Annotated in this window: 12 protein-coding genes; 1 reads left to right on the top strand and 11 read right to left on the bottom strand. The window is 57.0% G+C overall.

Annotated features, from left to right (window positions below):
• Positions 1–3: 3 nt before the first annotated feature.
• The 4 genes from fabF to NE562_RS08500 form a co-directional block, all read right to left on the bottom strand.
• Positions 4–1,233, bottom strand: coding sequence for a beta-ketoacyl-ACP synthase II (fabF, locus tag NE562_RS08515; protein WP_280961981.1), 1,230 nt, complete (start codon positions 1,231–1,233; stop codon positions 4–6).
• Positions 1,234–1,473: 240 nt separating this feature from the next.
• Positions 1,474–2,202 (bottom strand): 3-oxoacyl-[acyl-carrier-protein] reductase, encoded by a 729-nt coding sequence (fabG, locus tag NE562_RS08510; protein ID WP_280961980.1) that lies wholly within the window; start codon positions 2,200–2,202, stop codon positions 1,474–1,476.
• A gap of 12 nt (positions 2,203–2,214) precedes the next feature.
• The gene (locus NE562_RS08505; RefSeq protein ID WP_280961979.1) at positions 2,215–3,162 is read right to left on the bottom strand and encodes a nitronate monooxygenase; all 948 of its coding nucleotides are present in this window, start codon (positions 3,160–3,162) and stop codon (positions 2,215–2,217) included.
• 17 nt (positions 3,163–3,179) lie between these two features.
• Positions 3,180–4,169 carry a beta-ketoacyl-ACP synthase III gene (locus NE562_RS08500; RefSeq protein WP_280961978.1) on the bottom strand — a complete coding sequence of 330 codons (990 nt, stop codon included), beginning with the start codon at positions 4,167–4,169 and terminating at the stop codon, positions 3,180–3,182.
• Positions 4,170–4,316: 147 nt separating this feature from the next.
• Between NE562_RS08500 and fabD the strand changes: the two genes are divergently transcribed.
• Entirely contained in the window at positions 4,317–5,234 is a 918-nt protein-coding gene (fabD, locus tag NE562_RS08495; protein ID WP_280961977.1) for an ACP S-malonyltransferase, read from the top strand.
• Positions 5,235–5,301: 67 nt separating this feature from the next.
• Here fabD and NE562_RS08490 read toward each other — a convergent pair whose 3' ends face one another.
• From NE562_RS08490 to secF, 7 genes are all read right to left on the bottom strand, one after another.
• Entirely contained in the window at positions 5,302–7,233 is a 1,932-nt protein-coding gene (locus NE562_RS08490) for a WG repeat-containing protein (RefSeq protein ID WP_280961976.1), read from the bottom strand.
• A 158-nt stretch (positions 7,234–7,391) separates the two neighbouring features.
• Positions 7,392–8,216, bottom strand: a complete 825-nt coding sequence (locus NE562_RS08485) for a MetQ/NlpA family ABC transporter substrate-binding protein (RefSeq protein WP_280961975.1) — start codon at positions 8,214–8,216, stop codon at positions 7,392–7,394.
• 49 nt (positions 8,217–8,265) lie between these two features.
• Positions 8,266–8,928 carry a methionine ABC transporter permease gene (locus tag NE562_RS08480; protein ID WP_280961974.1) on the bottom strand — a complete coding sequence of 221 codons (663 nt, stop codon included), beginning with the start codon at positions 8,926–8,928 and terminating at the stop codon, positions 8,266–8,268.
• Positions 8,915–9,934, bottom strand: a complete 1,020-nt coding sequence (locus NE562_RS08475; RefSeq protein ID WP_280961973.1) for a methionine ABC transporter ATP-binding protein — start codon at positions 9,932–9,934, stop codon at positions 8,915–8,917. The genes NE562_RS08480 and NE562_RS08475 overlap by 14 nt, the downstream gene beginning before the upstream one ends.
• A gap of 268 nt (positions 9,935–10,202) precedes the next feature.
• Positions 10,203–10,658 (bottom strand): transcriptional regulator NrdR, encoded by a 456-nt coding sequence (gene nrdR / locus NE562_RS08470; protein WP_280961972.1) that lies wholly within the window; start codon positions 10,656–10,658, stop codon positions 10,203–10,205.
• Positions 10,659–10,873: 215 nt separating this feature from the next.
• Entirely contained in the window at positions 10,874–11,668 is a 795-nt protein-coding gene (locus tag NE562_RS08465) for a sugar phosphate isomerase/epimerase family protein (protein WP_280961971.1), read from the bottom strand.
• A 70-nt stretch (positions 11,669–11,738) separates the two neighbouring features.
• Entirely contained in the window at positions 11,739–12,650 is a 912-nt protein-coding gene (gene secF / locus NE562_RS08460) for a protein translocase subunit SecF (RefSeq protein ID WP_280961970.1), read from the bottom strand.
• Between the last annotated feature and the right edge of the window lie 2 nt (positions 12,651–12,652).

The raw sequence follows: 12,652 nt of genomic DNA, 5'->3' as shown, positions 1-12,652 counted from the left end.
GCTTTACACCTTCCTGATCAGTATGCAGGCGTTGTGCCCGCCAAAGCCGAGCGAATTGGAGATCGCGACGTCCACCTTGCCCTCCACCGCCTCATTGGGCGTGATATCGAGGTCGCAATCCGGGTCGGGCTCCTTGTAGCCGATCGTCGGCGGGATGATCCCGTCGCGGATCGCCAAAACGCAGGCGATCGCTTCAATCGCGGCCGCGCCGCCCAGCAGGTGGCCGGTCATCGACTTGGTGGAGGATACCTTGACCTTATACGCCTCGTCGCCGAACGCCTTTTTGATCGCGATCGTTTCATACTTTTCGTTGATCGGGGTGGAGGTGCCGTGCGCGTTGATATAGTCGACATCCGCTGGGGCGAGGCCCGCGTCCGTGATCGCGCCGAGAATGGCGCGGGAAGCCGCTTCGCCCGAGGGGTCGGGGCTGGTGATGTGGTAAGCGTCGCCCGAAGCGCCGTAGCCGGCCACCTCGGCCAAGATCGTGGCGCCGCGCGCCTTGGCGTGCGACAGGCTTTCAAGCACGAGGCACCCCGCGCCCTCGCCCATGACAAAGCCCGAACGGCGCGCGTCAAACGGAACCGAAGCGCACGTCGGGTCTTCGCCCGTGTGCACGGCCTTCATGTTCTGGAAGCCCGCCATGGAGATCGGAATGATGCCGTTTTCCGTGCCGCCGCAAAGGACGATATCCTGATAGCCGTGACGGATGGCGCGCATGGCCTCGCCGATCGCGTGGTTGCCCGTCGCGCAAGCGGAGACCGGGCAGAAATTCTCGCCCTTGAAACCAAACCGCATGGAAATGTGCGCGGCCGCCATGTTGGCGATCATCTGCGGAATGCAGACCGGGGAAACGCGGCCCGGCCCCTTTTCGTTCATCTTGGTCACTTCATCTTCCGCGACCTTAAGACCGCCCACACCCGAGCCGAAGATCACGCCCGTGCGGAAGGGATCAAAGCTACCCTCGGTCAGACCGGCCTGATCGACCGCCTGCTGGGCCGCCGCGATCGCAAAGTGGCAGTTTAAATCCATGCGGCGCGCTTCGCGCTTATCGATATAATCCTCTACCTGAAAGTCCTTGACTTCGGCGGCCAGCTTTACTTTAAAATCAGCCGTATCAAACCGCGTGATCGGCCCAATGCCGCACTTACCGTTTTTAAGCGATTCCCAAAACGTTTCCACATCATTGCCTACGGGCGTGATCGCGCCCATACCAGTAATGACTACTCGTTCCATCCTAACAACTCCTTCACCTCAAATATACTGCGCCAATATCTTGATATGGTGCAGCGGAATGAAAAACCCCCGCGCCGCAGCGCGCAATCAAATGGAAACTTGAAGCGCTGCTTCAAGTTGACCAAAAACCGGGAGCATGTATCTCGGTTTTTGAACAAACCGGCGGCTAAGTGTGCCCGTAGGGCGCGCGCCAGTGCCGGAACGCTCGATCGAAATGGGGCTTTGTTTCGATCGAAATTTTTATATCATGCCGCCGTCCACCACGAGCACCTGACCCGTGACAAAGCTGGCCTTATCGGAAGCGAGGAAAGCCACCGCCTCCGCGATCTCCTCCGGCTTGCCGAAGCGGCCGAGCGAGATCTGCTTTTTCGCGTTTTCCTTGAGTGCGTCGGCCAGCCCCTCGGTCATATCGGTATCGATAAAGCCGGGCGCTACCGCGTTGACGGTCACGCCGCGCGGGCCGAGCTCCTTGGCCGCGGTCTTGGTCATGCCGATCAGACCGGCCTTGGCCGCGCAGTAGTTGATCTGACCCGCGTTGCCCACCATGCCGGAGATCGAAGATATGTTGACGATCCGCCCGGCCTTGGCGCGCATCATCATGGCGCCGCACACCTGCAGCATATTGTAAGCGCCCTTCAGGTTGATGCGGATGACCTCGTCGAACTGGTCTTCCTTCATGCGAACCATCAGGCCGTCGCGGGTGATGCCCGCGTTATTGACGAGGATGGACGGAACGCCAAGCTCCTCCTTGACCTCCTGCACGGCCTTTTCACAGGCCGCGTGGTCGGAAACGTCCCAAACCTTGACAAGGGCTTTTCCCCCATGGGCGCGGCACTTTTCCGCGACCGCCTCGGCTTTCGCCGCGTTTGACGCACAGTTTAGAACCACGTCATGGCCTTCCGCGGCCAGCTTTTCCGCGATCGCCGCGCCGATACCGCGCGACGCGCCGGTTACGATTGCAATTCCCATGCTGTATTCTCCTTATTCAAAGCGCTTGTAAGCGTTTTTGAGCAGTTCTTCCGCCTTAGCGGTCATACCCTTGATCACGTCCTCGCACGGCCGCAGCTCTTTCAGCATGCCCGCGATCTGTCCGGACATAAAGGTGCCCTCTTCATAGTTGCCGTCCTGCACGGCTTTGCGCAGCGAGCCCGCGGTCGCGGCCTCGAGCTCTTCCAGCGACTGCTCTGTATTGATCTTCTCCAGCTCCAAGCATTTGCGCGCCATCGGGGTCTTGAGCGAGCGCACCGGGTGTCCGGACGGGCGCCCGGTCACAACGGTCGAAATATCGGTCGCCTTGAGGACCAGTTCCTTATATTTATCGGAAATCTGGCATTCCGGCGTAGCAAGGAACACCGTGCCACACTGCACGCCTTCCGCGCCCAACAGCAGCAGCGCCGCCATGCCGCGGCCATCCGCAACGCCGCCCGCGCCGATGACCGGAATATCGACCGCGTCGATCACCTGCGGCAGCAGGCTCATCGTTGTGGCCTCGCCGATATGGCCGCCGCCTTCCATGCCTTCCGCGATGACCGCGTCCGCGCCCGCCCGCTCCATGCGCTTGGCCAGCGCCACGGAAGCGACGACCGGCATTACCTTGATGCCCGCGTTCTTCCAGCTTTCCATATACTTGCCCGGATTGCCCGCGCCGGTCGTCAGCACTTCGATCTTTTCGTCGATCGCGAGCTGCGCGAGGTCGTCCGCGTTGGGCGAAAGCAGCATGATGTTCATGCCAAGGGGCTTGTCCGTAATAGCGCGCGCCTTGCGTATCTCATCCCGGATATAGTCCACCGGCGCGGCGCCGCCCGCGATGATGCCAAGGCCGCCGGCCTTTGATACGGCCGCCGCCAGATGATGCTCGGCGATCCACGCCATCGCGCCCTGTACAATCGGATACTCAATGCCGAGCAGTTTTGTGATCTTGGTATTCATAACTATTTGTTCCCCTTTTACAGTTTTATGACAAACGCGCCGTAAGTAAGGCCGCCGCCAAACCCCGTGCACACAATGGTCTGTCCTTCGTGCAGCAGGCCCTTCTGCCGCATCTCGTCCAGCGCCAGCGGAATGCTGGCAGACGAGGTATTGCCGAACCGGTCAAGGTTGACGTAGATTTTTTCCTTCGGCAGGTTGTATTTCTTCGCAATCACGTCGAGGATGCGCAGGTTGGCCTGATGCGGCACCACCCAGTCAATATCCGCCGCGGAAACGCCCGCGCGCGTGAGCGCCTCGTCGATTGCCATTGGAACGGCCCACGCCGTAAAGCGCACAACCGGCGCGCCCGCCATTTTGAGAAAGCGCTTGGACTGATCGTAGCTTCGGTCAGCTTGCAGCGGATCTTCCTCCAGCGGCAGCGCCTCCATATAAAGGTGGTCCGCGCCCGATCCGTCGGATGCGAGGAACGAGGCCTGAATGCCCTTGCCCGCGTCATCGATCGCGCGATAGACGACCGCGCCCGCGCCGTCGCCCAGCAGCACGCACACGCCGCGGTCGGTGTAATCGGTCACGCGCGACAGCGTCTCGGCCGAAATAACCAGAACCGTTTTGGCTTTGCCGCACCTAATAAAACTATCGGCCACATCGGACGCATAGACAAAGCCCGAGCAGCAGGTGTTCAGATCCATGGCCGCGCATTTCGCGCCCAGCTTGTCCTGAATGACGCTTGCCTCGATCGGGGAAAAGAAATCCGGCGAGCAGGTGGTCACGATGATCATATCGAGCTCATCCGCGGTGATGCCGGCGTTTTCCAGCGCGCGCTCGGCGGCTTTCAGGCCGAGTTCCCACGTGCGCATGCCCTTTGCGATGCGGCGTTCACGGATGCCCGTGCGTTTGACGATCCATTCGTCGTTCGTGTCGACGAGCTGCTCCAAGATTTTATTGGTGAGCACAAAATCCGGAACATACGAGCCGGTGCCGATAATTTGACTATTGATGATTTCCACGCTCCTTGTAAAATCGAAATCGCCCTCCCAGATCCGTGGAAAAGCGACAATAGTTTGATTGACAAAGTAATCTCTGTCTATTATAATGAATGGCAGAGTAATTGTCAACCGTTTCCCGCGGAACGGACTAACATGGGAGGAAAAAAGATGGAATACGGCTTTGCATTTTTCCCCGGTCAGGGCGCGCAGGCGCCGGGTATGGGCAAGGATTTATTTGAGAGCAGCGCCGCTGCCAGAGCGGTTTTTGAGGAAGCGAGCGAGGGCGCCGGGCGCGACGTGGCAAAGCTTTGCTTTGACAGCGAAAAGGACGTGCTCTCCCGCACGGAAAACAGCCAGATCGCTATTTTTACGCATTCCATGGCGGCGCTTGCCGCGCTGCGGGAAGCAGGCGTATCTTTTAAGGCCGCCGCCGGTTTTTCGCTCGGCGAATACACCGCGCTGGCCGCGGCGGGCGTGGTATCGCTGGCGGACGGCATCAAGATTGTATCCATGCGCGGCAGGCTGATGCAGCAAGCGGCGGATTCGATCGACGGCGGCATGGCCGCCATCATGGGGCTGGACGATGAAAAGATCGAGCAGGCCTGCAATGCGGTCACCTGCGGTATCGTTCGCCCGGTCAACTACAACTGTCCCGGCCAGCTCGTCATAGCGGGCGAGCGCGGGGCGCTGGAACAGGCGATGGAGAACTGCAAAGCCGCGGGCGCGCGCCGCGCGGTGCCGCTTGCCGTTTCGGGCGCGTTCCACACGCCGCTGATGGCGGAGGCCGCAAAGGAGTTGCGCGCGTTTGTCGCCGATTTTACCTTCCACGCGCCCACAATGGATATCTACTCCAATTTAGACGGCAAGAAGCTTTCTTTAACCGACCTGCCCGCTCACCTAGAGCAGCACATGGTCTCCCCCGTTCGCTGGAAGACATTGGTTGCGAACGGCATGGCGGCGGGCCTGACGACCGCGTGCGAGGTCGGCCCCGGCAAGACCTTGACCGGCTTTGCCGGCAAGATCAGCAAAGAACTCGTCTGCAAGCCGGTCGCCGACATGGCGGGCGTGCAGGACGCAGCGGAATAACTCCCCGCGCCAACGAATAAAGCACATAAAAAGAGGAGGACGAAAAAGTCCTCCTCTTTTTATGCGTTTAGGCCGCCTGATCCAGTATCTGCGTCATCAAACGGTAAACCGTCATAAACGACTGCTGACGTGTATAGGTCTCCTTTGGCGAAAACTGATTGTTGCCGGTGCCCTTCATTACGTCGAGGGCAGCCATAACCTGAATCGCCTCCTTGGCGTAAGCGGAGAAAGCCGCGCCGTCCGCAAACTGTACGTTCGCCGCGGCGATCTTGTCGCCCCAGCCTTCCAGTGCGTCCGCCTTGATCGCGGTCGCCGCGCGCAGCAGCATGGTTGCCGCGTCCTGCCGGCTGATCGTATCGTACGGGCCAAATTTGCCGTCTCCGTAGCCATTTAAAATGCCAAGGGCGTTCGCCGCCACGACGGCCGCGCTGTTCGTATCGGTGAACGGCAGCGCCTTCACCAACGCGTCCAGCTCCTTGCCCGTCGTATCCCTGACCAGCGTTTCGATATCCTTTTCCGTGATCGTGCAGGCGACCTCGGTCAGCAGCAGCGCGAAATCGCCGCGCGTTATGTTCGAGCGGTACTGGTTTTGCAGCTCGTTCGGCACCAACCCCGCTTCGATCGCCTTGCATACCTCGTCGTACGCCCATGAATCCATCGCGTTTTCGTCGGGCAAATCAAGGTGGAAGGTCAACTTGGAGAAGCCCCACTTACCGTTTTCCTTAACCGCGATGATGTCGCCAAGCGTGGTAAGCCTGCCCAGATTATCCGATCCTGCATCGTACTCCGGAAAATACACTTCGCGCGCGAGGTTTTCCGTACCCGTCACTGCGGGCAGCACACCATTCTTGGGCACATTCTGCACGCAATATGCCTGTCCGTTCGCCGCAATGTAGACCGGGGAAATGCCACCGCTCATCAAGGACGCCGCGTCCACGCGGGAAGCTGCGCCGCCCGAAAGCGCGCCTATCGAATACTTTTTGCCTGTCACGTCAATGTAATAGAACGTGCCGTTCTGCTTGACGGCGCACATGCCTTCGCTGAACGAGGACATAAACTCATACTGTAGCGGAATGACGACCTTGCCGTTCCGATCGATCGCGCCGTACTTGCCGCTCGCGTCATTGACGACCATTAGGCCGTCGCAGAAAAACTGTCCCCGCATCATATAGCGGAATCCGTCATACACCGGCTGCACGGCCCAGTTGCCGTTCATATCCATTGCACCCCAGCCGCCGATCCAGTTGCCCTCCTCATCATATCTGCCCTTGGCGGCAACGATCCGATCCTGCTCCGGCGCGTAGACCACGGTGATATTACTTTCACTATAGCGTGGAAATTTGCGTGTAATCTTGCCGTTTTTGTCCATAAAAAACGCCTGACCGCCGCCTTCCACCGCACTGTCCCCATACATTGGAATCACGCCGCCGACACATGGGCCGGTCATCGTATAAAATTCAATATATTGGTCATCCAGCGTGCCGTTGACCTTTATCTCGTTTCCATTCGCGTCAAAGGGCGTGCCGTTGACATTGATCACACCGTTCTGACAAAACCATTCGTAGCCGTCCGACTCGATCGACCCGCCCTCGATTCCGTCGACATAGTACTGCATCGGTGTCGCGCCCTCTCCGAAGGGATCGCTCATCAGCTGCTTGGCCGAGCCGTTTTCACTGAGCAGATACAATTCGTAATAGTCCGCGGTGCTCTCGTAATCGGTACCCGCACCATAGGTTTCCGTAGCGAGCAGGCCAACAACCGCGACGCCTTCGCCGAACGGACCGGCCCAATCATATTTGGGCTGGATCACCATATCGCCGCTTTCATTGATATAGCCCCACTTGCCATTTTGCTTAACCGCAGCCCAACCGTCCGAAAAACTGGATACTTCCTCATACGTAGGTTTGACCAGTGCCTCAATCTCAAAACTGGCCGCAAGAGCCGCCGGCGACGTTGTCACCAGAAGCGCCGCTAAAAAAACGGACAAAAACTTTTTCATACTACCCTTCTCCTTTATATCGTGAATATAAAAGGTTACCGCTATTTATTAGTATAACCGCACATATCTCCCATGTCAATCATGATTTTTTTGTACAAATTTACAAAAAGGAGCTGTATCAAAGGTTTGATACAGCTCCTTGGTTTTACTTTTTTCTTTTAAAACGTGGGAACGACCGCGCCCTGATAGGTGTCCTCGATAAATTTCTTTACCGTATCGGAGTGCAGCGCGTCGGCGAGCGCCTTCATTTTATCCGAATCCTTATCTTCGGAGCGGCAAGCAACAACATTGACGTATACCTTGCCGTAATCCGGGGTTTCGGTAGCGATCGCGTTGTCGTTCGCGTTCAGTCCGGCCTGCAGCGCATAGTTGCCGTTAATGACCGCAATATCAACATCCTGCAGAGAGCGCGGCAACTGTTCGGCGGCGATCTCCGAAATCTTCAAATTCTTCGGATTCTCTACAATAGAAAGTACGGTAGCATCTTTGGAGGTCGGATCAATGCCGTCCTTCAGCTTGATCAGCCCAGCGTCCTGCAACAGCAGCAGCGCGCGCGCTTCGTTTGAGCCGTCGTTGGGAATAGCCACTGTCGCGCCATCCTTTAACTCATCCAGCGAAGCAGTCTTGCCGGGATACACGCCAAACGGCTCATAGTGCATCTCTACCGCCACAGCCAGATCTGCGCTGTTTTCCTGATTAAAGGTATTGAGGTACGGTGTATGCTGGAAGTAGTTCGCATCCAGCTCACCGTCTACCAATGCCGTGTTCGGAATGACGTAATCGGAAAATTCCTTCACGACCAGCGTATACCCCTGTTCGGCCAACACGTCCTTGGCGGCGTTTAGGATCTCCGCATGGGGTGTAGGCGAGGCACCGACGGTGATCGTCTTGTCTTCTTCGCCCTTAGCGTCATTGCCACCGCAGGCGGCAAGGGCCGACAGGCATAGCGTGCATGCCAGCAGGGCTGCAATTTTCTTCTTCATGATAAATCTCTCCTTCTAATGCTTCTATATTATTTTTTTGATATCTTTGTTAACGGTTGCGTTTATCCAGCTTTTTAGCCAGCCACAGTCCGCACTCCTGAAAAATTTGCACCACGATAACAATGATGACAACTGCGACGGTCATGATATCGAACTGATAGCGGTTGTAGCCATAGTTGATAGCAACCGTACCAAGACCGCCGCCCGCAACAAAACCGGCCATGGCGGAATAGCTTAAAATCGTGACGATCGAGATCGCCGCGCCGACCAGCAGCGACGGCTTGGCCTCGGGCACAAGAACTTTGGTTACGATCTGCCACGGGCTTGCTCCCATCGACTGTGCGGCTTCGATCACGCCAAAGCTGACTTCTTTGATCGAACTTTCGACCATACGCCCCACATAGGGAGCCGCGGCGATGACCAACGGCACGATGGTCGCCGTCGAACCTATCGAGGTGCCCACAATCGCGCGGGTCAACGGCTGAACATAAACCAGCAAAATCAAAAACGGTACCGAACGCAAAATATTGACCACAAAGCCCAGCACCTTATTAAACGCCGGCAGCGGGCGAATACCGTCCCGCTCGGTGGCAACGAGCGCAAGGCCGATTGGCAAGCCGATCAAATAGGAAAAAGCGGTAGCCAGAATGACCATATACAGGGTTTCCAGCAGGCTAGTGCCCATTAGGCCCCAGAGTTCAGGCGTAAGCATCGTTGTCCACCTCCTCCACATGCACATTCTGTGTTTCGAGGTACGCCAGCGCGCGCGACGCGGCGCGTTCGTCCTCGGGCAGCTGCAAGATCATTTGGCCGTAGGCCTTGCCGTCAATATCCTTGGTATCCGCAAACATGATATTGACCGCCGCCTTGCATTCGAGCACCATATTGGACACCACCGGCTCAAAGGACGAGTTGCCGTCGAACACGATGCGGCAATAGCGCTTGCCTGTCGCAAGGCGGTCCCGCTCGCCGTTCGGGTAGATCAGCTGCTTGGCCATGGCGGACTTCGGTCGGGTAAACACCTGCTCGACCGTGCCGATCTCCGCGATGCGGCTGGAATCGATAATGGCGACGCGCTGGCAGATTTCTTCAATAACCGCCATTTCGTGCGTGATGATGATCACGGTGATACCCAGATTTTTATTGATTTCTTTCAGCAGCGCGAGGATCGACCGGGTGGTCGTCGGGTCAAGCGCGGAGGTCGCCTCGTCGCAGAGCAGGATTTTGGGGTTCGTCGCAAGCGCTCTGGCGATCGCCACGCGCTGCTGTTGGCCGCCCGACATCTGCGCCGGATACGCCTCCGCCCGTTCGGTCAGACCGACGATCCCCAGCAGCTCTCTCGCCCGTTTTTCCGCTTCATCCTTTTTAACGCCCGCGATCTCCAACGGGAAACAGATGTTTTGCAGCGCCGTGCGCTGCTGCAATAGGTTGAACTGCTGAAAGATCATGCCCATCGAGCGTCTGGCTTCGAGCAGCTCCTTTTTGGAGAGCGCGCCCAACTCGCGCCCGTCCACTTCAACGGTACCGGCCGTCGGCGTTTCCAAAAAATTGATACAGCGCACAAGCGTCGACTTGCCCGCGCCGGAAAGGCCGATAATGCCGAATATTTCACCCCGCGTCACATCGAGGCTGACGCCGTCGAGCGCAACGACGGTGTTTGTTTTCGTCCGGAAGGTCTTGTTTAGATCCCGGATGCGGACGATCGCGTCCTGTTCCAAACCTCATTCCCCCTTGAATTCAAAATAAAAGCGGAAAGCCAATTTGCTTTCCGCTCGTTTTTCTAAGAAAACGCAAAACCGCATGGAAAGCGGCCCGCGTCTGTTACGAAAGGCACATTCGCCCCTTCGCGGCAGAAATACGAGCAAAACCGCTTGCCATGTACATTCGCAGTGCTGTCATAACGGTTTTCCTCCTTTTCCTACGGTTTCAATAGTGATTACTTTCGTGGTTTATAGTTTAGCCCCTTCATGGCCGTTTGTCAAGACTTTATTTTTCGCGTATCAGGGTATTCAGCTCGTCCATAAAGGAGCTGATATCCTTAAACTGACGATAGACCGAGGCAAAGCGCACGTACGCGATCTCGTCCACCAGCCGCAGCTGATCCATCACAAGCTCGCCGATGACCATGCTGGAAATTTCGTTTTCCAGCGAGCTGAACACCTTTTGCTCCACATTGTCTACGATCTGTTCGAGCTGCATCAGCGACACCGGACGCTTTTCGCACGCCTTGATCAGACCATTCAGCAATTTCTGCCGGTCATAAGCCTGACGCGTGCCATCCCGCTTGATGAGCATAAGCGGCATCCGCTCAACGGTCTCATAGGTGGTGAATCGCTTTAAGCATTGCAGACATTCACGGCGGCGGCGGATGCTCGTCCCCTCGTCGGTCGGTCTGGAATCGACCACTTTACTGTCCCCAAACCCGCAAAATGGACACTTCATCGAGGTATTCCCCTCTCTATAACAGCGATTCGATCGAAACCACGCTTTCGAAAGAACCCTTTTGTTTTATGCTATATTATACCACAGCGGCAAACAACCGAAAGGTGTCAGGGTTCCGATAGGCGCCGCTGATGGTATAATTAATTTAATCCGGGTATAATAGCTACTTTATAGCTATTATACCACGTCTCGTGTGCATCTGTCAAACAGCTTTGCTACACGGTGCCGTAACGGGAAAGCACGCGAAGGGATCTTGTGAACTCGGCCGGATCGTGGAAATTCGAGCGGTATACCTCGATCAGCGCGTGCCCATCGTAATGGACCGCGCGCATACGGCTGAAAAAGTCGCCGTAATCCATATTGCCCGCGCCAGGCAGCAGGCAGCTTTCGTTTGCATCAAAGTCGTTGATATGGATATTGACGATCCGCTCGCCCACCGCTTCGATAAATTCGCGCGGGTCGCGCCCCGCGCGCCGGGCCTGCTTGATATCGAGCGTGAAGTGCAATTCGGGCACGGCTTCATACAGATTGCGCAGAAAGGCAGGGTTCTTTGATTTGCACCACGCCACATTCTCCTGCGCAAGCGTCACACCGTGCGACGCGCCGAGCGCGCATAGGCGGCGGTATATCTCCGCCTTATGCGCAAACCGCGCGGGATCGTCCGGACCGCCCATGTCGCGTTCTCCATGAAAGGTGAGAAAGCGCGCGCCCAAGCTCTCGGCAAAGGTAAAATACCGTTCATACTGCCGCATGCCGTCGTCCGTGCGGCGGCTGTAATCGGAAAACAGCAATATCCCCTCCATCAGCGAGGTGAACGGGTGTACGGATACGATATCCAGCCCCAGCGAGCGCGCCTGCGCGCCAAAGCTCTGTGCGAACGCAGGCGAAAATTCGCTTTCTGTGTTGACGAACACCTCGATCGCGTGCACGCCGAGCCCGGCTATCACGGGCAGCGCCTCCTCGATCGGTTCAGGATAAAAGCATGCGGTCGAAATGCCGATGCGAACCATTGAATTCAGCTCCCTTCCGGTAATGGACAAAGGAGGATGCCGCGGCATCCTCCTTTGCAGTATATGCTTTTTACGCCTTCTTCTTGCGCATATGCTTGCGGAAGAAGTTCCACAGAGATGCGGACATGAAGATGGAAGAATAACCGCCCGCGATAATGCCGATGATCAGCGGCAGCGTGAACTGCTTGAGGCTCGGCACGCCGAGGATAAAGATCATACCGACGGTGAACAGCGTGGTCAGCGTGGTGTTGATCGTACGGCCCATTGTCTGCCAGACCGAACGCTCGGCCACGGACTCGAACGGCTCCTTACGCGCGGTGCGCAGATTTTCACGGATACGGTCGAACACGATGATCGACGCGTTGATAGAGTAACCGAGGATGGTGAGCGCCGCCGCGATGAAGTTTACGTTCAGCGGCAGCTGGAACACCACATAACAGGTGAGCATGATCAGCAGATCGTGCACCAGACAGCAGACCGCCGCGAGACCGGAGGTCAGTTCGAACCGGATGGTGATATAGATCATCATCAGAACGATGGCGACGATCGCGCACAGGAACGCGGCCTTTTGCAAATCGCTGCCGACCGAAGGGCTGACGTCGTCGTTCTTGTTGATATCGGTCTTTTCATCGAGGCTGTACTTTTCGAGCATCGCCTTGATCACGGCGGCGCGCTTCTCCGAATCGATGGAGGAGGAACGGATGGAGACCAGCTCGTCCTTATCGCCCGCCGAGGTGACGGAGGAAGCATCCGTGCCGGTGGCTTCCTTGAACAGGGCGGTCACCTCGTTCTGGATATCCTGCGTCACCGTTTGATGCATATTGAACTCCATTTCGGTGCCGCCGGCAAAATCGATGTCCAAATTGAACAGATTCTGTCCGAACGGCAGCGCCAGCAGGCCGACCAGACCGGTCGCGCACAGCAGGATGGAGATAATGCCGAAAATTTTGAAATTCTTTAAAATCGGGAACTTTGCTTTCATAA

The sequence above is a fragment of the Butyricicoccus faecihominis genome, from assembly GCF_024462775.1.
GTDB lineage: Bacteria > Bacillota > Clostridia > Oscillospirales > Butyricicoccaceae > Agathobaculum > Agathobaculum faecihominis_A.
The sequence above is the reverse complement of the archived record's forward strand: the minus strand, read 5'-3'. Positions and strand labels throughout refer to the sequence as shown.

Coding starts and splice junctions, on each gene's coding strand:
- fabF (WP_280961981.1), bottom strand. CDS start 1,233: ATGGAACGAGTAGTCATTACTGGTATGGGCGCGATCACGCCCGTAGGC.
- fabG (WP_280961980.1), bottom strand. CDS start 2,202: ATGGGAATTGCAATCGTAACCGGCGCGTCGCGCGGTATCGGCGCGGCG.
- NE562_RS08505 (WP_280961979.1), bottom strand. CDS start 3,162: ATGAATACCAAGATCACAAAACTGCTCGGCATTGAGTATCCGATTGTA.
- fabD (WP_280961977.1), top strand. CDS start 4,317: ATGGAATACGGCTTTGCATTTTTCCCCGGTCAGGGCGCGCAGGCGCCG.
- NE562_RS08490 (WP_280961976.1), bottom strand. CDS start 7,233: ATGAAAAAGTTTTTGTCCGTTTTTTTAGCGGCGCTTCTGGTGACAACG.
- NE562_RS08485 (WP_280961975.1), bottom strand. CDS start 8,216: ATGAAGAAGAAAATTGCAGCCCTGCTGGCATGCACGCTATGCCTGTCG.
- NE562_RS08480 (WP_280961974.1), bottom strand. CDS start 8,928: ATGCTTACGCCTGAACTCTGGGGCCTAATGGGCACTAGCCTGCTGGAA.
- nrdR (WP_280961972.1), bottom strand. CDS start 10,658: ATGAAGTGTCCATTTTGCGGGTTTGGGGACAGTAAAGTGGTCGATTCC.
- NE562_RS08465 (WP_280961971.1), bottom strand. CDS start 11,668: ATGGTTCGCATCGGCATTTCGACCGCATGCTTTTATCCTGAACCGATC.
- secF (WP_280961970.1), bottom strand. CDS start 12,650: ATGAAAGCAAAGTTCCCGATTTTAAAGAATTTCAAAATTTTCGGCATT.